This is a genomic window from Nocardia noduli, from assembly GCF_019038455.1.
Classification (GTDB): Bacteria; Actinomycetota; Actinomycetes; order Mycobacteriales; family Mycobacteriaceae; genus Nocardia; species Nocardia noduli.
This window is the reverse complement of the sequence record NZ_JAFMPL010000001.1, coordinates 141,777-166,476: the sequence shown is the minus strand read 5'-3', so window position 1 is coordinate 166,476 and position 24,700 is coordinate 141,777. Positions and strand designations below refer to the sequence as shown.

General features: G+C 66.3%; 23 protein-coding genes. 3 read left to right on the top strand and 20 right to left on the bottom strand.

Annotation, left to right across the window (positions count from 1 at the left end):
* Positions 1–13 precede the first annotated feature (13 nt).
* From JZ792_RS00850 to JZ792_RS00765, 18 genes are all read right to left on the bottom strand, one after another.
* Complete coding sequence (locus tag JZ792_RS00850) at positions 14–1,216, bottom strand: thiolase family protein (protein WP_216905665.1); 1,203 nt, start codon at positions 1,214–1,216, stop codon at positions 14–16.
* Complete coding sequence (locus tag JZ792_RS00845; RefSeq protein WP_216905663.1) at positions 1,213–1,635, bottom strand: Zn-ribbon domain-containing OB-fold protein; 423 nt, start codon at positions 1,633–1,635, stop codon at positions 1,213–1,215. Before JZ792_RS00845 ends, JZ792_RS00850 begins: the two co-directional genes overlap by 4 nt.
* Positions 1,632–2,843: a CaiB/BaiF CoA transferase family protein gene (locus tag JZ792_RS00840; RefSeq protein ID WP_216905661.1), complete on the bottom strand. Its 1,212-nt coding sequence runs from the start codon at positions 2,841–2,843 to the stop codon at positions 1,632–1,634. Before JZ792_RS00840 ends, JZ792_RS00845 begins: the two co-directional genes overlap by 4 nt.
* Before the next feature lie 573 nt (positions 2,844–3,416).
* Positions 3,417–4,142 (bottom strand): TetR/AcrR family transcriptional regulator, encoded by a 726-nt coding sequence (locus JZ792_RS00835; protein WP_216905659.1) that lies wholly within the window; start codon positions 4,140–4,142, stop codon positions 3,417–3,419.
* 206 nt (positions 4,143–4,348) lie between these two features.
* Entirely contained in the window at positions 4,349–5,728 is a 1,380-nt protein-coding gene (locus JZ792_RS00830) for an ABC transporter substrate-binding protein (RefSeq protein ID WP_308165091.1), read from the bottom strand.
* Between the two features lie 113 nt (positions 5,729–5,841).
* Positions 5,842–7,404 carry an AMP-binding protein gene (locus JZ792_RS00825; protein WP_216905655.1) on the bottom strand — a complete coding sequence of 521 codons (1,563 nt, stop codon included), beginning with the start codon at positions 7,402–7,404 and terminating at the stop codon, positions 5,842–5,844.
* A 104-nt stretch (positions 7,405–7,508) separates the two neighbouring features.
* Positions 7,509–8,210 (bottom strand): DUF8020 domain-containing protein, encoded by a 702-nt coding sequence (locus tag JZ792_RS00820; protein WP_216905653.1) that lies wholly within the window; start codon positions 8,208–8,210, stop codon positions 7,509–7,511.
* 430 nt (positions 8,211–8,640) lie between these two features.
* Positions 8,641–9,111, bottom strand: a complete 471-nt coding sequence (locus JZ792_RS00815; RefSeq protein WP_216905651.1) for a response regulator — start codon at positions 9,109–9,111, stop codon at positions 8,641–8,643.
* A gap of 436 nt (positions 9,112–9,547) precedes the next feature.
* Entirely contained in the window at positions 9,548–11,008 is a 1,461-nt protein-coding gene (locus tag JZ792_RS00810; RefSeq protein ID WP_216905649.1) for an aldehyde dehydrogenase, read from the bottom strand.
* Positions 11,009–11,060: 52 nt separating this feature from the next.
* A complete protein-coding gene (locus tag JZ792_RS00805) occupies positions 11,061–11,807 on the bottom strand; it encodes an SDR family NAD(P)-dependent oxidoreductase (protein ID WP_216905647.1) in 747 nt (248 codons plus the stop codon).
* Entirely contained in the window at positions 11,804–12,640 is an 837-nt protein-coding gene (locus JZ792_RS00800) for a TauD/TfdA dioxygenase family protein (RefSeq protein ID WP_216905645.1), read from the bottom strand. Before JZ792_RS00800 ends, JZ792_RS00805 begins: the two co-directional genes overlap by 4 nt.
* Positions 12,641–12,644: 4 nt before the next feature.
* Positions 12,645–12,980, bottom strand: coding sequence for a hypothetical protein (locus JZ792_RS00795; RefSeq protein WP_216905643.1), 336 nt, complete (start codon positions 12,978–12,980; stop codon positions 12,645–12,647).
* A gap of 13 nt (positions 12,981–12,993) precedes the next feature.
* Positions 12,994–14,280, bottom strand: coding sequence for an aromatic ring-hydroxylating oxygenase subunit alpha (locus JZ792_RS00790; protein ID WP_254189078.1), 1,287 nt, complete (start codon positions 14,278–14,280; stop codon positions 12,994–12,996).
* Between the two features lie 30 nt (positions 14,281–14,310).
* Complete coding sequence (locus JZ792_RS00785; RefSeq protein WP_216905641.1) at positions 14,311–15,501, bottom strand: CaiB/BaiF CoA transferase family protein; 1,191 nt, start codon at positions 15,499–15,501, stop codon at positions 14,311–14,313.
* Positions 15,502–15,526: 25 nt separating this feature from the next.
* Positions 15,527–16,390: an enoyl-CoA hydratase/isomerase family protein gene (locus JZ792_RS00780; RefSeq protein ID WP_216905639.1), complete on the bottom strand. Its 864-nt coding sequence runs from the start codon at positions 16,388–16,390 to the stop codon at positions 15,527–15,529.
* Positions 16,391–16,403: 13 nt separating this feature from the next.
* The gene (locus JZ792_RS00775) at positions 16,404–17,366 is read right to left on the bottom strand and encodes a TIGR03621 family F420-dependent LLM class oxidoreductase (RefSeq protein WP_216905637.1); all 963 of its coding nucleotides are present in this window, start codon (positions 17,364–17,366) and stop codon (positions 16,404–16,406) included.
* A gap of 40 nt (positions 17,367–17,406) precedes the next feature.
* Entirely contained in the window at positions 17,407–18,168 is a 762-nt protein-coding gene (locus JZ792_RS00770) for an SDR family NAD(P)-dependent oxidoreductase (RefSeq protein WP_216905635.1), read from the bottom strand.
* Entirely contained in the window at positions 18,165–19,094 is a 930-nt protein-coding gene (locus tag JZ792_RS00765; RefSeq protein WP_216905633.1) for an HpcH/HpaI aldolase/citrate lyase family protein, read from the bottom strand. The genes JZ792_RS00770 and JZ792_RS00765 overlap by 4 nt, the downstream gene beginning before the upstream one ends.
* A gap of 654 nt (positions 19,095–19,748) precedes the next feature.
* On the opposite strand from JZ792_RS00765, the gene JZ792_RS00760 reads away from it, so the two are divergent.
* Both JZ792_RS00760 and JZ792_RS00755 read left to right on the top strand, forming a co-directional pair.
* The gene (locus JZ792_RS00760) at positions 19,749–20,342 is read left to right on the top strand and encodes a TetR/AcrR family transcriptional regulator (protein WP_308165090.1); all 594 of its coding nucleotides are present in this window, start codon (positions 19,749–19,751) and stop codon (positions 20,340–20,342) included.
* Between the two features lie 135 nt (positions 20,343–20,477).
* Positions 20,478–20,711 carry a hypothetical protein gene (locus tag JZ792_RS00755; RefSeq protein WP_216905631.1) on the top strand — a complete coding sequence of 78 codons (234 nt, stop codon included), beginning with the start codon at positions 20,478–20,480 and terminating at the stop codon, positions 20,709–20,711.
* 22 nt (positions 20,712–20,733) lie between these two features.
* On the opposite strand, the gene JZ792_RS42860 is transcribed toward JZ792_RS00755, so the two are convergent.
* Entirely contained in the window at positions 20,734–22,071 is a 1,338-nt protein-coding gene (locus JZ792_RS42860) for a HupE/UreJ family protein (protein ID WP_216905629.1), read from the bottom strand.
* Positions 22,072–22,269: 198 nt separating this feature from the next.
* Positions 22,270–23,004 (bottom strand): IPT/TIG domain-containing protein, encoded by a 735-nt coding sequence (locus tag JZ792_RS00745; RefSeq protein ID WP_216905627.1) that lies wholly within the window; start codon positions 23,002–23,004, stop codon positions 22,270–22,272.
* A 523-nt stretch (positions 23,005–23,527) separates the two neighbouring features.
* Here JZ792_RS00745 and JZ792_RS00740 point away from each other — a divergent pair.
* The gene (locus tag JZ792_RS00740) at positions 23,528–24,376 is read left to right on the top strand and encodes an LLM class F420-dependent oxidoreductase (protein ID WP_216905625.1); all 849 of its coding nucleotides are present in this window, start codon (positions 23,528–23,530) and stop codon (positions 24,374–24,376) included.
* Positions 24,377–24,700 lie beyond the last annotated feature (324 nt).

The window sequence follows — 24,700 nt, the reverse complement described above, 5'->3', positions numbered from 1 at the left end:
GCTCGGTCCCGGCTCAGCCGGGCTCGGCGGTGTAGAGGACCGCGCCACCGAAATGCGGTGAGGAATGGGCGGCCAATGCCACCGTCGCCCGGTCGCGCTGGCGCACACCCGCGCGCCGGGACAGTTGCAGATAGCATTCGAGCATTTGCGGAATGCCGTGCATCCGGCCGTTTCCCAGAGCTCCGCCGCCCGAGAGCACCGGCAACCCACCGGCGCTGTCGCTGTCGATTCCGCCGTCCTGGACGAAGCGGTGCGCCTCACCGATCGGACACAGGCCCAGCGCCTCCAGCCAGAAGTACACGAACGGCGAGAATCCGTCGTAGAGCTGTGGCAGGTCGATGTCACCCGGTCCCAGACCCGTTGCCTCCCAGAGCCTCCGCGCTGTTACGGCACCGCCCGCCATGATGTCGTCGAGCGGCCAGTGCAGCGGCAGTCGCCGGGTCGTGGGGCCGCTGTTGGCGTAACCGGACACGTACACGGGGTGGTGCGGTAGGTCGCGGGCGCGTTCGGCCGAGGTGAGCACGAATGCCGCGACACCGTCCACCGGTATGTCGCAGTCGACGCGGCGCACGGGATCACTGACCATCGGGTCGGCCAGATACCGCGCGCGCGTCAGTGGTCGGTCGCGCCAGTACGACCACGGGATCCGCGCGCCGTTCTTGCGAGCCTCCACCACGACATCGGCCATCGTCTCCGGATCGGCCTTGTATCGCTGGAGATACTCGTTGTAGGGCAGCGCGATCATCGGCAGCGGACCACCGAAACCCTGCGGCGAGGTCCACTGCTGCGATCCGGCCACCTCTCGCACCGCCGTGTCGTGGTATCCGCCCGCGGGGTTGTGCAGGGCTCGGTGCACCACGACGTAGTCCGCCGCGCCGGAGGCGATGGCGTTGACCGCCAACGCGACCGCGCCGGGCAGCTGACCGATGCCCTGGAAACCGGCGACATACCTCGGCTGCGTCGCGACCCGCTGCGCGAGCCAGTCCGCGGAGACCGTGCTCACGCCGTCTCGGGAGGTGTGGCTGCCCGCGCTCGGGAACAACGCGGCGGTCACGAACCCGTCGATCTGCTGTGGTGTCAGTCCGGCATCCGCGATCGCGGCGCGGGCGACGTCGACGGTGAGCGCTCCGAGCGAGCGATCGGCGTGCCGATCCACCATGCTGTGCGCGAACCCCGCTATCGCGACCCGGCCGCTCGCGGCGAACCGCCCGCTCACGGGTGGCCCGCCAAACAGAATGCGGGAACGGCGATCTCGGCGGTCACGTCCTCGAAGGTGACGCGTACCGGATCCCCGACGTGGACGACGGTGTTCGGGCCGTCGACGAGACGGCCGATCATCCGCAGTTCGGGCTGTTCGTCCAGTTCCACGTCGACCAGCAGATAGGGCACTTCGTCGGTGAATCCGAGCAGTGAGGCTCGCCGGATCACCGTCCACGATCGGACCCGGCCCCGGCCGCTGACCGGCTCGAACCGGAATCGCGGTTCCGAGGTGAGGCAGTGCGGGCAGGTCTCCCCCGGCGGGATGGTGAACCGATCGCAGTGACGGCAACGCGCCACACTCAGCACATGCTCGCGGGCGTGCGCCCAGTACTGCGCCGACGACTCGTCGGGTACCGGTAGCGGCCTGGCGGTCACGGGATCACCCCCGCGTCCTTCAACTCGCTGATCCGATCCCACGAACAGCCCAGTTCCAGCAGCACTTCTTCGGTGTGCTCACCGTGTTCGGGGGCACGCCGCAGCGCGGGCGGACGCTGTGCGAGTTGCACCGGTCCGGTCGGAAGCGAGTAGGAACGTCCGTCTTCGGTGTCGACGGTGCCGATGTAGTCGTTGGCGACGACCTGGGGGTCGTCGAGTAATTCCTCGACCGTGCGGACCGGCGCCCACGGCGCGTCCAGCGCGGACAGCAGGTCCTCCCATTCGCGCAGGGTCCGTTTGGCGAATTCCGATTCCAGTTCCGCCACACAGGATTGCAGGTTCTCGCGACGGGCCGCGAGATCGATGTAGCGCGGGTCCTCGACGAGGTCGCGGCGATCGATCAGATGACAGAACGACGCCCAGTAGCGATCCGGTTCGAGGAAGACCAGCTGGATATGGCGACCGTCGCCGGTTCGGTAGGTCCCGACGAGCGGATTGACCGCACCGCCGCGACCGCTGCTCGCTCGGGGGGTGTTGCCCGCCAACGCCGAGAGCACATCGGAGGACAGCGTCCACATCGCGGTGGCAAGCAGCGAGACATCGACGACGGTCCCGGTGCCGGTGCGCTGACGCCGCAGCAGCGCGGCCGCGATCCCGAATGCCAAGGCCATGGCGCCGTTCCGGTCGCCCATCGCGCCACGCTGGCTGATGGGGTACTCGCGTTCCGGCGGTGTGAGGATATGCGCCAGGCCGCCCTGTGCCCAGAACGCCGAGGAGTCGTAGCCGGGTTTGTCGGCGCCGGGTCCGCGCACACCGAAGCCGTGCCCACGGGCGTAGACCAGCGTGGGAAACCGCCGCGTCAACTCCTCGGCGTCGAGTCCGAGTTTGCGCAACGCCGCCGGGCGAAAGTTCGTCAGGAACACATCCGCCGACTCCAGCAGCTGATCGAGCAGTGCGCGCCCCTCCTCGGTGTGGAGATCGAGCGCGATCGATCGTTTGCCGCGATTCGCCAGTGCCACAGACAGATTCACGCCCGAGCTGTCGGTGCCGATGCCCTGGGTGGCGAGGTTACGATACGGGTCGCCTTCGGGACGCTCGACTCGGATGACGTCGGCACCCCAATCCGCAAGCAGAGCACCCGCGACGGGCACGAAGACCCATTGCGCCAACTCGACCACGTGCACGCCGTCGAACGCTTCGCCGTCCACATTGACCTCCCGAGCATTCGATGGAACTTGACTGCAACCTAAGGTAGAACATGGCTCTACTTTTGGGAAGTGCCACTCTCGTTTTTACGAGAATCGACCTGTGCGCTGAGCTCGCGCCTGCGGAAATACGAGCGGGCGAACGCTTTTCCCTTCGGTGGAATGCGTCGAAACGCCCATCGGACACGACGAATCGCCGCTCCGCTCGATCGCGAGCGACCGGAGGGATGTCATTCCGCTGCGCGGAGTGCTGTTCGGGCAACGACACAGCGCCGCCGATTCGCGCCCGGCGCTGGAAATGAAGGCCGCGTATTCGCCGACTGCGCCAGCACCCAGGGTTCGACCTCGGCTACAACGCCGTCCGGTACGGCCGCGTGATGAGCGTCGGCGTCACCAACGGGATCACCACGAACAGCACGCGAGGTATCAGCGCGACGAGGTTGTTCGGCTGCGGAGCGAACGTCGGTACGACCAGGGCGTCTCCGCTCGAACGCCGACCTGACCTACGCGGGGCCGGAACCGAGCCTCGGAGTGTCGATCCGGTAGCGAAATACTCTCGGCGACAGCGGTGCCGGGCTACAGGTCTTTCGCCTCGGCGGCACCGCTGTCGCCGAGCCGAGCTTCACCACTCGGGGATCCGCCGAACGCCGACAGACAGAACAACCAGACCCGCTCGATGACGTCGGCGCCATCCTCCATGGGAGCGAACGCGACGTGGTGGACCACCGACATGACCAGTTTCATCACCAGCCACGCGTCGGTCGCCGGATCATTCGGTCGAAGCGAGCCCGCCTCGGCGGCCGAACGCAGTTCACGTTCGATCAGATCGGCGTAGGGCTGATTCACCTGTTGCATCTCGACGGGGAAGAGTTGGTGCAGCCGCCAGTGCTCCGCGGTGACGAAACGCTGTCCGACACCACCGGGTTCGGCCACCGAACGCAGCACGCCCTCGATGTAGAAGCGCAAGCGGTGCACCGGATCCGGCAGCTCCCGCGCACCTGCCTCGAGTTCGGCGAGTCGCTCACTGACGAAGTCCTCGAACACCGCCAGCAGCAGCTGATCCTTGCTGGGGAAATGCCGATAGAAGGTCTGTAGCGCGATGCCCGCTTCCTTCGACAATTCCTGGGTGGTGAGCGTGGCTCCCTCGGTCTGCAACAGTCGGCGGGCGGCCGCGACGATCACCTTCGCCTGTTCCACACTGCGCGCCCGCGATCGTTGCACCGACCGGGACCTGTCGGCGGCGCGGTCGGCCCACGCCGGCGCGGAGGTCTTCACACCGTCGTCGACAGAAGGATCAGACATGGTCATCGCGACACCTCTCTACCCAACCGGACACAACCCTGCGAACCCCACCGCTCACCGAGTTATCCATTTTCCCGCGAGCACGAGAGTCATGCTCTATCCTAGCCGCCTACCATGTTGCGGTCGGGACGAGAGCAATATTCTCGTCCGAACCGATGCTATCGGAACTCGGACACTCGGTGTCGGTGGACAGGATCGGCCCGGCCTCACTCCAGATCGGCCATCGACTTCCCTACGTCCGCGAGCGTCGCCGGTACGCCGTAATCCTTGGTGAACCGGTAGTGGGCGATACCGCAACGGTACGGCTGCCCGTCCGTTCCCAATTCGACGGAAACCCAACCCGTCGCGGTGGCGCGCTCGACATTGAAACATTGGATGGGCTCTTCGCGGTCGGAAACGTCGACGGGGGCGTGCAGGCCGCCCGCGGTCCACGCCGTTTGCCGAAGGGCCGCGTCGTAGACGCAGCGTCGAGTGAGATTGTCTCCGCAACCGGCCGCGGATTTCGCGAACAGCAGCCAGGCCGACATCGACCGCAATTGCGGGAACGTGATCTCGGCGCTCTTGCCGTACTCGGCGAACATCGCCTGGATGTGGCGCAGGGCCGGTACGTCGTCCGCCTTCTCGAACGGCGCGACACCATTGAGATCGACCACGTTGTTCTGGAATTCGATGGAGCGCCCGGCCTCACGCAGGAACCCCGGCCGGTAATTGTTGTTCTTCGCATCGATCCAGTCCGGTCGATACCCGATGCTGGTCAACGCGTCCTCCAGCTTCGGCAACTGCGAGGGTTGACCGTTGAAGATCAAGCCACGAACCTGCTTTTCCTTGATCGCGTGCGCGAACGGCGTCCAGTCCGACACACCGGCGACCGGGTATCGGTCACGGTAGACGATCTTCGCGCCGATCGATTCGAAACTCTCCTGAGCTTTGTCGGCGAAGGCCTTGATGACCGGCGAGTCGGCATCGACCATTCCGATGGCGCCGATCGATTCGGGATATCCCTCGGTCACCAGCCAGCGCCGGAATCCGGTCTCGATATCGTGGAAGGGAAGAGTCGTCGGCGACGCGCTGATCTCCAGATCCGCCGCGACACTGCCGATTTGGGCGACCTGCGCCGGGAAACTCGGCAGCAGGCACGCGAGCCTGTCCTTGACGCCGAGCCCGTCCATTCCGGTCCCGCCGCCGACGAGCGCGAAATCGTCGCGACACGCCTCGCGCATCCGTTGACGTACCTCGGTGGAATTCGTGTCGTGGATCTTCAACTCGATCTTGCGGCCCGCGATCCCGCCGTGCGCGTTACACCACGACGCGAAAACCTCGGAAGCCTCGATGAACTCGGGATTCTTGGTGAATCCGAGATCGGTGAAGACTCCGAGGGTGATGGTGTCCGCGGTGACGCCCTGCGCCGGAGCCGATTTCGGCGAGCCCTTGCCGCAGACGGTGCCGAGATCGCCGAATTGATCGGCGACGGCGGGGTTCGTGGCCGCCACGGGGCCACCGGCCTCTTCGGTGCCCGTGCGGGCGCAACCCGACAGTGATACGAGCGCGACGACGGACAGGACTGCGAGTCTTCGGTTGACTTTCACGGTGGTAACTCCTCTTGGAACGGATTCTTCGGCGATGGGCTGCGCCCATCGGGGCTCCGCTCGAATTCGTCTGTCGGCGTATCGCTGTCGGCCTACGAGCGACATGGCGGCGACTACCGGGGTGCGTTCGCCGCGGTGTCGCGGATTCGCTCTCGTAGTTGCTCGCGAATACGGAACTTCTGGATCTTGCCGCTGGCCGTGCGCGGGAAATCCGCGACCACGACGATCTCTTCCGGCCATTTCTGCTTGGCCAGACCCTTCGACGCGAAATGCGCGCCGACCGATTCCAAGGTCGGTGCGGCCGCGCCGGGGACGAGGCGGATCACGGCCGCGACATGTTCGCCGAGCCGTTCGTCCGGCGAGGCGACTGCGGCCGCCTCGGCGATCTCGGGCATGGCGACGAGTGCTTCCTCCACCTCGAGGGCGCTGATGTTCTCGCCGCCGCGGATGATGATGTCGGATTTGCGGTCGGTGATACTCAGGTAGCCGTCCGCGTCGAGTTCGCCGATGTCGCCGGTGTGATACCAGCCCTCGGCGTCGAAGACCCGGGCGGTGAGTTCGTCGTCGAGGTATCCGAGGCACAGATCCGGACCGCGACTGAGGATCTCACCGTCGGCGGCGAGGCGTAGCTCCACACCGGTCGTCGCGGCGCCGTCGGTGTAGAGCCGCTTGTCGACCGGCGCGGTGTATCGCGACGCGGTGATCGACGGGTGTTCGGTCGTCCCGTAGGACCTGACCACGGTGATGCCGAGCGCGGTGAGTCGTTCGGTGACCGCGGCGGGCACCGAAGCGCCGCCCATTCCCGCGTACCGCATATTGGCAAGGTGCGCGGGCGTGAACTCCGGTTCGTCCAGAAGACTGGTCAGGTAGTACGGGACTCCGCCGCCCACGACGAGATTCCGCTCGGCCATCAATGCCAGCACCGTTCGCGGATTCCAGACGTCGAGCAGGTGGATCGGCCAGCCCTGCACCACCGGGATCAGCAGGGCGCTGAGCATGCCGATGAAGTGGCCCAACGGCGCCGCGGTGATCTGGCGATCGAAATCGGCCGGATAGCGTTCGGCGAGTTGGCGCGTCTCGAAGACGAGCGTGCGGTGGCTGTGCACGACCCCCTTGGGATCGCTGGTGGTGCCCGAGGTGAACGCGATGACCGCGGGCCCGGCTGGATCCGTCGAGCCGACGCCCGTCATCGGCCGGTCGGCGAGCAGTTCGTCGAAATCTCGGTCGACGACGCCGACCACGGGGACGCCCGCGCCGAGATCCGGGTCGTAGACCTTCGCCCCGAAACGCTCGGCCCGGATGAAGACCGCGGGCCGGACCTTCTCCAGGATGTAGCCGACCTCTTTGCGCCCGTAGATGTGGGCGACGGGGACGATCACGGCCCCCAGGATGGAGGCCGCCCAGAAGGTCGCCGCGGCCTCCATCCAGTTCGGCAGCTGCACCACGATCACGTCGCCCGCACCGACACCACGTTCCCGCAGCCCCGCGGCGAGTCTGCGTGCCACGGTCTCGACCTCGCGGAAGGTTCCCGACCAGGGCCGGGTCGCCGAATGCACTTCGAATACCTGATCGGGCGCGGCGGCGAGCCCGCGGGCGAGGACATCACCCAGGGTTTCGGAAGTCCACCAGCCTTCTCCGATGTAGCGTTCGACCAGTTCGGCCGGGATTTCGCGCATGACGGCAGTACTCCTGTGATCGTGAGAATTGTTCTGCTGCTTCATGATCGACCGATCCGCAGCGAGTCGCCGGGACAACCGGGGCGGATCGGCCGAGAAGGCGGCTATTTCGCCGGGGCCGGTGCGGCGATGGTGGTGAAGTACTGGACCGCCGCCATGATCGCCATCGGCGCGGTCACGAGCAGCTGACCCACGAGGGTGCCCAGGGTGCCGATCGCGACCATCCCGCCGACACATCCGACTGCCGCGGCGGGGATGAAGGCTCCGAACAACCCGACGATGGCGGCCGAAGCGATTGTCGCGCCCGCGATTCCGCCGAGCACACATCCCACGGCGGCACCACTGAGGCCGCCGACCAACGAGCCGAGCGAGGCGCCCATGGTGATGGTGCTGACCATTCGGCCCCATGCCGCCTGTTCGCGATCGTATTCGTTCTTGAACGGCGCTTTGTCCTCGTACGGCAGCGCGACCGGACGGTACTCGGCGTGGTCGCGGTCCAGCAGGGGCGTGAGCGTCGCGGTCTTGCCGTCGATCTGCGCGGCGATGGGAAACACGAAGTCGTCGACGCGGAACGACAGTTCGGTGCCCGCGAGGACCGCGCCGCGGTCGGACACGATGGTGAACACGCCGTCGCGGACTGCCATGGAACCCGAATCGGTGACGATGACCGTCGATTCCGGTGTGGTCCGGGCGGTGTAACCGACCGCGGCGGCGGGCTCGGCGGCTGCCGTACCTGCCGTCAGCGATGGGGACGCCATCGCGCTCGCGGTGATCACGATGGGGAGAACAACTCTTCTGATCAGCATTTCTGGGTTCCTCGGTCGGCCGTCGTTGGATGACTGTTGGACAGGGCGAGAGCCGAATCAGCTAGCTGAGGGATGAGAAGACCCGGAGGTGGTCCGCTTGGCGGACCTTGTTCCTCGGCCGTGCGATGCACCTCGGTAAGTAGAATGCGACTCTCGTATCGAGTAGATCACACGTACCGTAGATACGGATTAGAATTCTCACATTTCCAATAGTTGCGCTAGGCCGACCGTTCGGCTGACTGTCATCGACACGTCGCCGAGGCTCGGCGGAGCCGGGGAACGAAAGAGCCCGCGCGGGAGATCGCCGTGGAAGTCGGGGTCGAACCCGCCGAGGTCACCCGGACCCAGATCGCCGAACGGGCCGGCGTCTCTCAGAGGCAGGTCTCGCGCGCCCCGACCCGCGTCATCGGCGGCCTGCGCGAACAGGCGACTACCGCGGCCCGCTGCCGGGCGAGGATCGGGGATGTTCGGGGAGTCGCACGATCTGGACGAAGAAGTCATCGATCTTCTTGATCGCGTCGAGGAACTGGCTCAGGTCGACCGGTTTGGTGACGAAGGCGTTGGCGTGGCTGCGGTAGCTGCTCACGATGTCGTCCTCCGAGGAGGAGGTAGTGAGCACGACCACGGGAATGTCGCACAGATCCTGGTCGGATTTGATGCGTTCGAGGATCTGGCGGCCGCTGTATTTGGGCAGGTTGAGGTCGAGCAGCACCAGCCCCGGCCGTGGCGCGTCGGTGTGGTCCCCGGTGCGGTAGAGGAAGTCCAGGGCCTCCTGCCCGTCACGGACCACGTGCAAGGTGTTGCCGACCCGGTTCTCCTCCAGGGCCTCGATGGTCATCAACTCGTCACCTGGATCGTCTTCCACGATGAGGATGTCGATCGGTCGGCCGAGTGTGCGCACGAGACTCCCATTTTATGTTGTAGACCTCAGTATGGGGCGTGGCTGTCCGGTGCGGGTGATCGGCGCAAACGCGGCCCGAGTTGTGGCGGTGGTTCGCAACGTGTCGCGCCGGGCACACTCCGTCGCGACGGCACCGGTTCCGCTCCGGTACACGAATCTCGGGTGTCGCAGATCGAGGACACCGGGTGGCGTACCGCCGCCACGGCGACGCTCCCTTGGACGTCGCCGTGGACGGCGGTGCCGCTCGAGCACACGGCCGAGATCGCCGTGTCCCGTCCCACCGCCGTGACGAATCTCGTCGCGGCGGTGGGCGCGGCACCACCCGGTGTCCGATCGACGCTGGGCGCACCCTCGCCCAGCGCGGTATTCGGCCCACCGGCCGAATCCGATACCGACCGTCGGCGACCCAGGTGTCCACCGAACGGCCGGATGCGCGTCAGGTCGTTCGGACCGGTTGCGCTGCGCGGGAAATCGATTGCGTCACAAGGTAGCCGTCCAGGCCCTCCTTTCCGAGTTCGCGACCGTAACCGCTGGTCTTGACCCCGCCGTAGGGGGCGAACGGGTCCATGATGTAGCCCTCGTTGATGCCGAAGGAGCCGGTGCGCACCCGCGCGGCCACGGCGAGCCCGCGGTCGATGTCGTCGGTGAACACCGCGCCTGCGAGGCCGTACTCGGAATCCTCTGCTATCGCGACGGCTTCGTCTTCGCCGGTGTAGGTGAGAACTGTCAGCACCGGACCGAAGATCTCCTCACGAGCGATGCGCATATCGTTGTCCACGTCGCTGAACAAGGTCGGCCGGACATACCACCCGCGGTCGATGCCCTCGGGCAGCTCGGCTCCCCCGACGACCAGTTTCGCGCCTCGGCGCTGCCCGTCCTCGATGTAGTCGCGCACTCTGTGCTGCTGCCGCTGTGCCACCAGCGGCCCGATCTCGGTGCCGCGGTCGGCGGGGTCGCCGACCGTGAGGGCCCCGAGCGCCGCGGCCAACGCATCGATGTAGTGCTGTGCCCGGTTCGCGGGCACGAGTACGCGACTCAGCGCGTTGCACACCTGACCGCTGTTGGCCAGGCTCGCGCGACAGATCCCCTCCGCGACACGTTCCGGATCGGCGTCGTCGAGAACCACCGCCGCCGATTTCCCGCCGAGTTCCAGGCTCACCGGCTTCAGTCCCGCGGCGCACGCCTGCGCGACGGCTCGCCCGCTGGCGGTGGAACCGGTGAACGACACTTTGTCCACGCCGGGATGATCGACCAGACGCGCACCGACGGCGCCGTCGCCCGGGATGACGTTCAGCACGCCATCGGGCAGACCCGCCTCCGCCGCCAGCTCGGCGAAAAGTAAAGCGTCCAGCGGTGATTCGGGTGCGGGTTTGAGTACGACGGCGCAGCCCGCGAGCAGAGCCGGAATGGTCTTGACGATCATGAGGAACTGCGGCATGTTCCACGGGACCACGGCCGCGATGACCCCGACGGGCCGTTTGGCGACGGTGATGTCCCGGCCGTAGAAGCCGGGCCGGTGCTCGACCCATTCGTAGTTCTCGGCGATCCGGCGGATCGCCGAGAGCGCGAAGGACGCGACGCCGACCTGCGCCTGCTCGGCGAAGGTGATCGGTGCGCCGATCTCGGCGCTGATCAGCTCCGCCATCTCGCCGCGACGCTGCTTGTACAGCGCCGCGAGTCGTCGAACGACCTCGAGTCGCTCCGACGGCGGTGTCCGCGGCCACGGGCCGGTGTCGAAAGCGGCCCGTGCGGCTCGCACGGCGCGGTCGACGTCGTCCGGGTTCGCCATCGGCGCGGTGGCGATGTGGGCTTCGGTATGCGGTGAGATGAGCGGCGACAGGCCGCCACCGGGTGCTACCCATTCACCGCCGATGAATAGTTCGCTTCTCTGATACATGGAATTCCTCTTGTTCGAGCGACCCAGGTCTCGCGTTGTGCGCCGGGGCCGGTCAGGTGTTGCGACCGCCGTTGACGCCGATCACCTGGCCGGTGATGTACCCGGCTTCCTCCGACACCAGGAACGCGCACGCGGCGGCGATGTCCTCGGGTTTGCCCGCGCGGCGCACCGGGGTGCGTTCGGCGTGGTGGTCCACCGAGCCGCCGAGCATGCCCTGCGATTCGGAGTTGCGCAGCATCGGGGTGTCCACGAATCCCGGCGGGATCGTGTTGACGGTGATTCCGCGCGGACCCAGTTCCAGGGCAAGCGATTTGGTGAGTCCGATGACCCCGGCCTTCGCCGCCACGTAGTGGGTCATGAACTGCTGACCGGAATGCGCGCTCGAGGAGGAGATATTGACGATCCTGCCCCAGCCCGCATCGATCATGTCCGGCACGATCGCCTGACTGCAGTAGTAGACGCTGGTCAGATTGACCGCCAGCATCCGATTCCACAGCTCGTCGTCGATGCGCAGGAATTTGTCGAATCCGGTCCTGCCCGCGTTGTTGACCAGTATCGAAGCGGGACCGAACTTTTCGCGCACGGTCCGGACCGCCGCGTCCACCAGGGCGCGATCGGAGACGTCGGTGCCGCCGACCGCCATCGCCTCGTGGCCTTTGTCCCGGATCTCCTGGGCCACGCGTTCGGCGGACTCGGCGTCGAGGTCGAGTATCGCGGTGCGGTGCCCGTCGGAGGCCAGCCGCAGGGCGATGGCCCGGCCGATACCCGAGCCACCTCCGGTCACGATCGCGGTTCTCATGCGACCGCTTCCTCACCCGCGAGGGAGGTCCGGTGCATCAGTCGCGCCGACGACTCGCTGTAGGGCAGTGCCCGGTGCAGCATCCCGGTGTTGTCCCAGATGACGAGATCGCCACGGCGCCACGTGTGTCGCAGCACGTAGCGCGGTTGGGTCGACCACGCCAGCAGTCGATCCAGCAGCTCACGACCCGCGGCTTCCGACCAGCCGACGACCTGCCCGGCCGTGGCGCCGACCAGCATCGATCGACGTCCCGTGGGCCGGGTCCACACCAGCGGGTGCTCCCGGGCCGGTGTCCGATCCCAGATCGCGCGTTCGGCCTCCGACGGGTTCGGCACGGCGAGCAATTGCGAGGCCGCGAAGCTGTGCACGACCCGCAGATCCCGCAACTGCGACTTGAAATGTTCCGGCAGTTCGGAATAGGCGGCGTAGGTGTTGGCGAATTCGGTGTCGCCGCCACCGTCGTCGGAGACCTGCCGGGCGGTCAGCAGGGTGGCCTTGTTGGGCACTTCATCGGTGGTTCCGTCGATATGCCAGAAGAAGGTGGCCTCCCGGTAGGCCGCCAGTTTGCTCTTCGAGGCGTCGCGGGTCACCCGCTGGATCTCGGGGAATTCCGACTCCCCGCCCAGCGGCAACGCCACCACGCGGCCGAGGAGCCTGCTGAACTCGACCAGGTCCTCGTCACTGACGTGGGCTTCCCGGAAGACCACGACCCCTCGGCGATCGAGGGCGGCGAGGCATTGCTCGGCGATCGACCGGTCGACGATGTCGCCGCCGCCGACACCGGAGAACTCCACTCCGGTCGTCTCGCCGATATCGGTCACGGTGTACCCCATCGGATCACACTGCCGGTTCGGCGGTGGTGTCGAAGAAGGCGGCACCGGAGTCGGGGATTCGGGGCTGGCGGAAGATGTTGACCGGGTAGGACACCATGATCAACGAGTACAGCAACTGCAACAGCCGGGTCTCCGGCTCGGGCAGGTCCGCGAGATCGAAACCGTTGAGATGGTCGATCGCGGCCTCCGCGTGCGGGGCGACCGCGTCGTAGAAGAGTTCGAGTTCGGCGATGTCCTTGGACAGGCGCACGTCGTAGCGTTCCTGCCTGGTGGGCAGAGCCCATTCGGCGACGTGTGGTTCGAGATCACGGAAGGTGTCGGGCAGAGTCGTCGTGCTCATGTTCGTCTCCTGATCAGTCGTGCGCGGCGGTGTGGGCGGCGACGGCGTCGCGAATGACCTTGTGGAAGTTGCGGATCAGCAGTTCCTGGTCGGACAGGTGGAATTGGCGGGTGGCCCGGGTCGAGAGCGCCTGGTGGGTCGCTTCGACGGTGTTGGAGTCCTGCATGGCGAATTCGATGGTGCTGGCCGCCACGAGTTCCTGCGCCAAGCGCGCGGCGGCGTTGGCGGGCGGCGGGAAGTAGATGTCGATCTCGTAGCTGTGCGAATCCACGGCTTCGGGCCAGTACTGGTAGGTGATGTAGTAGTTGCGGGCCCAGATCTGCACCGACAGGTTGGGGAACAGCCAGTAGGAGTCGTTGCCCCACGCCTTGATATCGCCGGGGTTGAGCGCATCGGGCAGCTCACCCAGGTCCGGCACGTCGTCGGGGCCGAAGAGTCCGGCGCGGAACAGCTTGTAGATCCATTTCTGGTTGCGCTGCGCGGGACCGAGCGCCCCCGGTTCGCGCGGCGGCAGCGGCGGCGGTCCCGGCACCGAGGTCAACATGTGGTTGGACCAGACGTCGTAGTGATAGGAGTCGATCGGCGGAACCAGTTTCTCGGCCTTGGCCACGTCCGGATCGATGAATCGCCCGTGGACGTAGGGCGGGTGGTACCACTCCAGGACCGCGTCGATCGACAGCTTCCAATTGCCCTTGATGCGGGTCTTGTACCCGTAGTGCTCGGTCATCTTGTCGAACGGGAACGCGTCGAGAGCGCCGAACCGGTCGCCGAGGAAGGCGCGCAGAGGTTCGGCGTGTTCGGCGAAGTTGACGAAGATGAACCCGGCCCACACATCGCAGTGCAGTTCCGGCATCCGCAGCGTCGACCGGTCCAGGTCGAAGAACTGCTCGGGGTTGGTGATGTGGTCGACCTTGCCGTCGAGTCCGTAGCGCCAGCCGTGGTATTTGCAGGTGAACGCGCGGCACGATCCCGAGGATTCCTCGGCCGGATGTTCCTGCCACACGACCTTGTTGCCACGGTGGGCGCACACGTTGTGCAGCGCCTTGACGCTGCCGTCGGCCTGGCGCACCACGACGATCGATCCCAGCCCGGCCAGCTCGCGCGTGAAATACCGCCCGGTCTTGGGGATCTGTTCGATCCGTCCGACCTTCAACCACGAGCGTTTGAAGATCGCCTCGTGCTCGTCGCGATAGAACTGTTCGGAGATCGCGTCTTCGTAACTGACCGGCGCGGTACCCAGTTCCGGATAGTCCGGTGTGTATTTGCCACGGCCGGTGGCGAGTTTGTCCTGGATGGCCATGATCTCTTCCTTCTTCTGTGTCGATGGTTTTCAGATGACGCCGTCGGCGCGTAGCGCACCGATCTTCTCGGCGTCGAGGTGGAGCAGTTCGGCGAGAACGGCGGTCGTGTGTGCGCCGAGTTCACCTCCGAGCCAACGGATTTCACCCGGTGTCTCCGACAGCGTGGGCAGTACTCCCGGCACGGTGAGCGGACCGATCCGTGAATCGACGGTCACCAGCGTGCCGCGGGCTCGGTATTGCGGGTCGTCGAAGATGTCGGCGATCGAATTCAGCGGTCCCGCGGGCACTTCGGACCGATGACAGCGCTCGAGGACCTCGTCGCGGGTGAGGCCGCCGACCCAGGCGCCGACGAGGTCGTTGACCTCGTCGCGCTGGGCCAAGCGCGCGGCTTTGGGACCGAATCGCTCGGCGTCCGCCAGTTCGGGTCGCCCCATCGCCTCGGCCAGCCGGGCGAACATGTCGTCGTTGCTGCACGCGATGGCGATCCACCCGCCGTCGGCGGCGCGATAGTGGCTGTGCGGCACCACGTTCACGGTGTCGGCGCCCATGCGCTCGCGCACGTATCCGGTGCGCTGGTAGGCCGGGGCGAGCTCGTCCAGCGCGCGGAAGACCGACTCGTACAGCGCGAGATCGACACACTGGCCGCGACCGGTCGACTCGCGGGCCCGCAGGGCGAGCAGGACACCCACGACGCCGTAGAGCCCGGTCATGTAATCCGCCAGCGAGGTCGAGCCCGGTGTCACCGGTGGACCGTCGGGTTCACCCGCGAGGTAGGCCAGACCCGAGAATCCGTGTGCGACACGGGCGAAGCCCGGCCGGTCCCGGTACGGACCCTGCTGCCCGTAGGCCGAGACCCGCAGCATGATCGCGCGCTCGTTGAGTTCCTGGATCTGCTCGAAACCCAGTCCCCACCGTTCCATGACGCCGGGGCGGAAGTTCTCGACGACGACGTCACAGACCCGGATCAGTTCGCGCAGCAGTTCCCGGCCGCGCGGGTCGGCGAGGTTCAACGTCACCGAGCGTTTGTTGCGGCCTTCGCTGAGCCAGACCAGCGTGTCGCCGCACTCGGTGTCGCTGCCGAACCGTCGCAGATTGTCACCCGAACTCGGCCGCTCGACCTTGATGATCTCGGCTCCGAATTCGCCGAGGACCGTGGCGCAGAACGGTCCGGCGAGGTAGGTGCCCAGGTCGAGAACCCGGACGCCGTCCAGTGCGTGCATGGCGTACCTCCGGCACTCGACGCGTCTACTGGCTCTGCGACCAGGGCTTGTCGTCCCATGCCCGGTCGAGGGGTTCCATCCCGCCGCCGAACGGGAAGAATTCGCGTTGGGCGTAGGTCTCCAGGCCGATGCCCTGCCCCATCTGGTCCAGGAACGCCCGCTTGAGTTCGTGGGTGAACAGCTGTCGGGTGTACCGCAGCACCATCGGCGGTCGTTTGGCGAGTTCGTAGGCCAGTTCCCAGGCCCGATCGAGCAGCTGGTCCTTGGGGTGCACCTCCGCGACCGCACCCCAGTCCAGCGCCTCGCGCGCCCCGAGTTTCTTCCCGGTCAGCAGCAGGTAGCGGCCGCGGTTGTGCCCGACGAGGAAGTTCCAGATCACGTGCTGGCCGTCGCCGGGCACCTGCCCGCGCGGGAAGTGCGCGACGTCCTGGAACCACGCGTCCTCCGAGGCCAGCACGATGTCGGCCATCAGCGGGACCTCGGAGTGGATGTTGCACGGTCCGTTCACCGCACTGATGACCGGCACGTCGACATTGAGCACGTTGAACATGAGATTGCGGTTGTACCAGGCTTTTTCATCGAGCTTCCACTGTCCGCGAGACCCGGGCATGGCCTGATAGATCGGTTCGGCGGGCATACTTCCGTCGGGTAGCAGACCCCAGTTCGCGTTGTAGTTCGCGCCGGTGCCGGTGTGGATGAGCACCTTGATCTCGCGGTCGCCCGCCACATCGGCGAAGGCGTCGGCCATGTCGTCGTGCGCTTTCCAGTCCCACACCAGCGAATCGCCGTCGGTATGGCACTGCATGAACAGGATGCCTTCTTCGGTCAATTCGAAGCGGTAGTTGGCGTACCGGTCCTTGTACTCACTGAATCTCGCTCGTTTCACCATGTCGTTACTCCTCCTACTGCCCGGCCAGACGCGCGACGACCGGGGCGAAACTCTCGATCTCGGTTTGCTGGATGCTGATGTAGTTCACGCCGAGGCTTTCTCGGCGTTCGATTAGTCGGTCGCCGATCTCCTCGACGTCGCCGATCAGCACATTGGGGTGCTCGGCGATCGTTTCCTCGGACGCGCGCACGCGCGAAGCGATGCGCTCGACCGCCTCGGCCGAATCCGTCGTCACCGCGGTGAAGAACGGCGAACTCTCGATGTCGAGGTCACCGAACCGGCCGCCCGCCGCCGCACGCACGTGGCCGGTGCGATACACCGCCTCCTGCTGCGGCGTCCGTCCCGCGGCGTTCACCGCGGCGAACGGCACATTGCTGATGCTGGCGATATCGGCTTCGCGGCCTGCCAAGCCGAGCACGCGTCTGCGACTGCCGCCGATCATCAGTGGTGGATGCGGTTTCTGCACGGGCAGCGGCAATCCCGCGTATCCGTGCGCGGTGAGGTACTCACCGTCGATGTCGAGCGGTTCCCCACCGGTGTGGGCCTTGTACAGCGCGACGGCTTCCTCGAGTTTGCCGACCCGATCGGGCGCCTCGGCGAACTTCAGACCCATCGCGCGGTATTCGGGTTCGCTCCACCCCGCGCCGAGCCCGAACTCCACACGCCCGTCGGAGAGGACGTCGAGGGTCGCGGCTTCCTTGATCAGCACCGCGGGGACGTGGTAATCCACGCAGAAGACTCGGCAGCCGACGCGCAGTGTCGAAGTCACCGCGGCGGCGGTGGCCATGGCCGTCAACGGCGCGAGATACTGCGGAGGCCATCTCGCCTCTTTGCTGGCTGGACCTTTTCCGAGGTAGTGATCGGCGAGGAACAGCGTGGAGTATCCCAATCCCTCCACGCGACGGGCCAACTCGACCCATTGCTTCGCCGATGCTGCGCGGGTCGCCTGCACGGCGAACCGGAACGGTCTGGTCATATTCATGCCTCCGCGCGACGGCGGGATCGGCTCGTTGTCGTCATCGGGCGACGTACCCGCCGTCGACCGGGAGCGCGGTGCCGGTGACGAACGAGGATTCGTCGCTCGCCAGGAAAAGGGCGGCGGCGGCGATCTCCTCGGGCAGTCCCCACCGTTTCATCGGCTGCGGCGGGATCGAGTCGGCGGGCGGCGGCCCGCCGACCCCGCGGTGGGCCAGCGCCGTCCAGGTCATGCCGGGGCAGATCGCGTTGACCCGCACGCCCTCGGTGGCGAAATCCAAAGCGACGGACTTGGTCATCTGCACCACCCCGCCCTTGGCCGCGGCGTACACCGCCTGCCCCTTCTGGCCGACCAGCCCCGCTGTCGACGCGGTGTTGATCACCGAGCCGCCGCCGTTCGCCAGCATCGCCGGGATCGCGTACTTCATCCCGAGATACACGCTCTTGAGATTGACCGCGACGAGCCGGTCGAAGATGTCGTCGTCGAATTCGGTCAGCGGACCGCGCGGGCCGCCGTAGCCCGCGTTGTTGAACAGCACGTCCAATCGGCCGAATTCCTCGACCGCCGTGGCGATCATGCGTTTCACGGCATCAGGGTCGGCGACATCGACATGGACGCCCACCGCGGACTCGCCCAGGTCCGCCGCGGTCTGCTTCTCCTCACCGCTGATGTCGGCACACACCACGCGCGCGCCCTCGCGCACGAACAGTGTGGCCGTCGCGCGTCCGATTCCGGAGGCCGCGCCGGTGATCACGGCCACCTTGCCGGCCAATCGTCCTGAGCCCAAGCTTGTTTCGCTCATCGCGCGACCGCCGCGTGCTCGACATCCGCCAGTGCCGCGCGACGTAGCACGGTGCTCGCGTGGCGCATGTGCGCGGCATCGACCAGTTTCCCGTCGTAGCCGATCGCTCCCGTGCCGCTCGTCTCGGACTCCCGATAGGTAGCGGCGGTGGCCCTGGCCTCGGCGATCTCGCGCGTCGTCGGGGTGAACACCTCGTGCGCGATCGCGACCTGGCTCGGATGGATGGCCCACTTGCCGTCGAAGCCGAGAGCGCTGGCATGCGTTGCGCTACTTCGATATCCGGCGGGGTCCTGATAGGCGGTATACGGCGAGTCGATCGCGTCGACCCCCGCGGCGCGGGCCGCGGTCAACACCTGCACGCGGGCGAAGTGCCAGAAATCGCCGGGGTAGCCGGCTTGCGGCTGGAAGTTCCCGTCGACCCTGGCGTGCAACGACGCCGACAGATCCCCGGCCCCGAAGATGACCGCCTCCACCCGGGGACTCGCCGACGCGATCTCGGCCGCGTTGGCCAACCCCTCGGCTTCCTCGATGAGTACTTCCAGACCGATCGCGCGGGTGAGCCGGAGTTTGGCTTCCAACTGCGTGAGCAGGACATCGACCCACCACACGTCGCGAGCCGATCGCGCTTTGGGCACGATGATGACATCGAGGGCGTCTCGGGCGCCGGTCACCACGGAGATGATGTCGTCGTGGCACCACTCGGTGTCGAGGCCGTTGACGCGCACCGCACGGGTGGTCCGGCCCCAATCGAGCCCGGTCAGGGCTTCGACGACGATGCTGCGCGAGGACTCCTTGACCGACGGCGCGCAGGCGTCCTCCAGATCGATGAAGACCAGGTCGGCCCCCGATGCGGCGGCCTTCTCGCACATGGACTCGCTACTGGCGGGTGTCGCCAACTCGGACCGGCGAGCACGCGGTGGTCGCATACGTTCTCCTTCGAACGATGACCGGATCGGCCGGATCACGATCCGGGCCGAGAGATCAGATTTAGGCAAGTGTTCAATAGTCGGCGGGACGAACGCCGCATTCGCGGCAGCGTCGCGCACCCGTGTCGACGAGGGACACATTCTGCGCAAATTTCCTCAGAATATGCTCCGACCAGGCAGAATGATCGATGGTCACGTCACAGATGCGGAGTTCGCGTCGGCACGGGGCTGCGTACGACGCGGTTCGTTCGGCGGTGGCCATCGAAGGTCGATCGCAACCTCGGTCAAGCCGTTTTGTTTCAACACTTGTTTAGCACGAGCTCTCTTGGGGCGTCAACGCTTTCGCATACAACCCAGATCTTCACCATATTCGCAGGTCATAGCCGTTCAGGCGCCGATCACCACTGCGGAGATGTCCTTGACCAGCTGGTTTCGAATTTAGTCACCCGTTTAATTTATGCGCAAACACGGCAACGGAGGTGCCGAGATCGGTCCGGTGAGGACTCCGAGAACGGTTGCACCACAATGGATCGCGCAGCCGAAGTCGACAGATTTCGCCGAACGACCCTACCCAGGTTCGGACATGCATTAGCGTGATAGGTTTGGGCAAATGCATGACATATCTGCCATCCAGCGGAACACAGGAGGGGTGCGGTGGGCGTTCGCAAACTAGGCGCGCAGAACTCGAAGACCCGCGACGCCCTCATCAAGGCGACGACGCAGGTCATGATCGACGAGGGATACGCCGGCGTCACCACACGCAAGGTCGCCGCCGCCGCCGGAGTCAATCCGGCATTGGTCTACTACTACTTCGACACGATGGACGAACTGTTCCTCGAGGTCTTCCGACGCGGCGCCGAAGCCAATCTCGAACGGCAACGACAGTCGCTCACGACCGAGTTCCCGCTGCACACGCTGTGGGAGGTGAGCACCGGACCGTTCGGCGGCAAACTCCTCATGGAATTCATGGCAATGGCCAATCACCGCAAGGAGATCCGGCTCGAGATCGCGCAGTACATCGAACGATTCCGCGAGATCCAGCAAGCGGCGTTCACCTTCCTGCTGCGCGCTCGCGGCGTGAACCCCGACGACCTGCCACCGGTCCTCCTGTCCATCATGCTCGGAAGTTTCGCCTCGATCCTGGTCAACGAACAGTCGCTCGGCATCACATTCGGTCACGCGGAACTGATCGCCTTCGTCGAGCGACTGATCACCGGACTCGAACCCACCGATCCGCCACCCGGGTAGCCCCGACGCAACCGGGCGGAACGCAACGCCACAACTCGACACGTCGCGTTCACCACACGCCGCACCACCGGGCAACGGCGACCACCGGGGCCTGCCGCGCGGACAGGTGACTTCGACCTGTTACCGGACTCGGCCATGGCCATTGCCTTCTTCTACGCCGTCGGCACCGCGGTCGGTGGCATCGCCGGGCCGTTGGTCTTCGCCGAACTCACCGGTGACGGCGACCCCGGCCGGACCGCGCTCGCTTTCGGCACCGGAGCGATCATGATGATCCTCGGCGGAGTCGTCGACCTGATTCTCGGAGTTCGCGCCGAGGGCAGATCCCTCGAAAGCATCGCCACGCCACCGAGTTCACAGAGCACCAGCTGAATCCCGCGACCGGCGCGACGCCTCATTCCGACGGAACCATCTCGGCCACAACGAGCGGCGACCGTCGTCTCAGCGCCTGGGTGACCAGGACCACGACGGCGATCACGGCCACGGTGACGATGATCGGGAAAAGCATTGTGCCGCACCGGTCCGCGGCATCGGCGATCGGATTGGTGACGCCGAGTCGATCCAACACCCAGCCGAGGGCGGCGATGATCACCAGGACCGCGCCGCCGACGCGAAGTACCGGCTGCGCTCGGGTGGTGGCCAGCACCAGCAGCGAAGGTAGGACGAGCGCGACCAGCAGCAACTGGATGGCCTCGATGCCGACATTGAACCCGAGCACACTGAGCGCCAATTGGCCGGTGGACAACTTCAGTTCGGCCAGGGTGAACGAGAACGCCATACCGTGCACGAGCCCGAATATCCCGGCGACGACAGCTTCTCGGCCCGGGAACAGCGGCCGGACGGCGTGTACGCCGCCCACCAGGATCGTTGCGGCGATGAGTGTTTCGATCGGGGCCGAGGGGATCTCCACCCGACTCAGGGCACTGACCACGAGCGCGACCGAGTGCCCAGCGGTGAATGCGATCGTGACAGCGAGGATGTGCCGCACGGCGCGACGCCAGCGGTTGTCCGGGTGCCAACGACCGTCCCCGGCTATCAGCACCGCGGGCAGCAGGAGGGTGAACAGAAACAGGAGATGGTCGGTGCCCTCCAGAATGTGATGGCCGCCGAGTACCACCATCGCGGCCAATCCCCGCCACACACCGGCATCGGTCAGATCCACCGGCAGAGGCGCCACGGTCATGGACGCCGTGTCCGTGCGCAGGACACCGACCTGCCTGGCGTCGTTACCGGCGTCGACCTGCCCGGCTCGCCAGTCCTGACGGACCGAGACGATGGCGATGTGGGTGGCGACCTCGCGCAGGACGGCGTCGTAGCCCAAGACGAATCGCCGCATGTCGACGCCAGGCGGCGGGGTCAACTCCGCGTGGACGACGAGTTCCTTGTAGGAACCGGTGGCCGACCGGTCGGCGTAGTCCAGATCCATGTCGCCGATCCGGACGGACCACGGCACGCCGTCCGGCGTGGTGGGCCGCACATGGATGCGCAGATAGTTCGCCAGTCCGGCGGAGTCGTCGGCGGACAGGCGCGCGCGCATGTTGACATCGATGCCACTGGCCCGCGCGAGATCGGCTGCGGGTATCGATAATTCGGCATCGATCGCTGTCTCGCGCACATCCAGCAGCAGGTTGGTGCCCGGCATCGGATGCGCCGGAGCGGCCATCGGGTTGTACAGCACGACGATCACCGCACACCCCAGCACGACCAGCGCTCTTCGTAGCGTTCGCTTCACGTGCCAATGATGCGCATTCCACGGGTACGCCCGAATCGGTCGATCTACCTATCTTCCGATGATGCTGTTCGTCGCACGGAGTCGCGCTCGACGGCCCGACCGTCGAGTTGCTCGGTGCCCCATGCGATCGTGCCGACGAGCCGCGCGGCCCGGGGCGTCGGTGCCACCCGACGGCCCGGGCCTCCCCTCCCCCGGGGATCAGAGATAGGTGTAAGCGACGCTGGTGCCCGCGCCGCCGTTACCTTCGACGCTCACCTGCACCGTTCCCGTACCCGGCGGGGCGATCGCGGTGATCTGCGTGGCCGAATCGACCGTGAACGAAGTCGCCGTGCCACCGAATCGCACCGTCAGCGGACCGGTGAAGTTCGTGCCGGTGACCGTGACGGTGTTGAACCCGGCCGCCGGTCCCGAGGCGGGCGCGAGGGCGGTGACGTCGGGGACGACCACGTACACGAACGACACCCCCGAACTCGTACCGCCGGGTGCGGTCACCGTGATGACCACGATCCCGGTTCCCGCAGGCGAGACAGCGGTGATCTGGGTGTCGGAATCGACGGTGAACGAGGTGGCAGGCACACCACCGAACGAGACCGCGGTGACATCGGACAGTCCGGTGCCGGTGAGCACGACGGTGGTCCCGCCCGCGGTGGATCCCTGTCCCGGAGTGGCACCGGTGAGCGAGGGAACCGCCAGATACTCGTAGGTGACTCCGTTGCTGGCACCGGTGCCGTCGGTGACGGTCACCTGCACTGTGCCGACAGCGCCACCCGGGGCGATCGCGGTGATCTGGGTGGCCGAATCGAGAGTGAATGTGGTTGCGGTCGCACCGAACCGCACCGTGGTCGGTCCCCCGAACCCGGTGCCCGTGATGACCACGCTCGTGCCGCCGGTCGACGGACCGGACGCAGGTGAAACCGCAGTGATGGTAGGCATGACGCCCTCCCCCTTATGGATTGTGTCGATACTGAATCGGGACTCCCCGACACCGAAAGCGCCTGTGTGTTCAGCGGTTTCGGTACCTCCATTAACCTCCCGAATCCAGCGTTCGGCCATAGAATTCCGGTCACGGTTTCACCTGTTATCACATTGTTGCTACGCCAGCATTTCACCTAACGACGTCGTTATCACGAATGTTGATAAGCCTTGCCTGAGAACATCTTTCGTGAAGAAAACTAGTATCGAAATTGACTAGCTGAGCAATAGCCATAAAAGGAGACAGGCTCCTGTTTTCTCGGCCGAATCCGTGCTTCCGGTAGCTCACCAACGCCCAAGTGGCGCTCAGTGGTTTCGTCTACGTCTGGAAGTCGTAGCTCCGGTATCGAACCCGGTGGCCGTGACTCGCAGGAATAAGTGGCGGTGATTTCGCGCTGCGGATCGACAGGCGGCCTGAACTGTTGCACGGCATCGCGTAGCGGTCGCCGCATCGGTAGACGGGTATCGAGGGAGGTGTGGGTTCGTGGAGTTGGGCGTGTACGGCCTCAGTGCCAAGGCGACGTTGGGTCCGCTCGACACCGCGCGGCTGGCGCGGCGAGCGGAGAAGCTTGGCTATCGATCCTGGTGGGTCGGCGACCACGTGGTGTTACCCAGCCCACGGGTGCCCGACTCGCCGATGGCGCCCACCGACCCGATTCTCGACCCGCTGGTGCATCTGTCCTTTGTGGCCGCGTTGACCGAGCGGATGGAGTTGGGCACCGGAATTCTGATTCTGCCGCAACGCAATCCGGTGGTGCTGGCCAAACAGGCCGCCAGTCTGGACGTACTGTCGCGGGGCCGTTTGTTGCTCGGTGTCGCGCCCGGCTACCTCGAGCCGGAGATGGCCGCGGTGGGGGTGGCGCTATCCGAGCGCGGCGGGCGCACCGACGAATACCTCGACGCGATCCGGCAACTGTGGACCGAGCCGGAACCGGCCTTCCACGGAAAGTACGTGAACTTCGAGCACATCGACGCCCACCCACGCCCGGTACGGCCCGACGGTGTGCCGATCATGATCGGCGGCCACAGCCCGGCCGCCTATCGGCGGGCGGTCGGCCGGGGACACGGATGGATCGGCAGCGGCAGTTCACCGCAGGACCTGATCGTTCATCTCGACGGCCTGCGCAGAGCCGCCGCCGAGGTACCCCGGCCCGCGCACCTGGGACGGCTACAGATCAACTTCATGCAGATCGATCCGGTCGAGGTGGACGCGAACAACGCTCGGCGCTACGCCGAACTCGGCGTGGACCGACTGCTGATCTACCCACTGCCCCTGGAAGATCCGGCCGCAGTGGAAACATTCCTGGAAAAGCACGCCGAACTCGCGAACTGACCGAACGACGGCCGAGGACGTGCCCGTGAACCCGTAACAGCCCCTCTCGAGTACAGCGAGGCATCGTGGGATGACCCGCCCGCTGTACGGCCGGATCACGGTCGACGAAGGCGCCGCAGCGGCCCGGATCAGGGAGCGCCCGGTCGATCGACGGACGCATCCGACTCCCGATTCGGGCGGGCTGGAATGCGGGGACCTTCCGATCGCGACGCCGCACCGAACAGTCCCGCGCGAAACCCGGTCACGGATGGCGTGACGGCCTCGCCCCACACCGGCGACAGTGCTCGCCCGCCTGCCCGCAGGTCGCCGAAGCGTGGTCGCTGC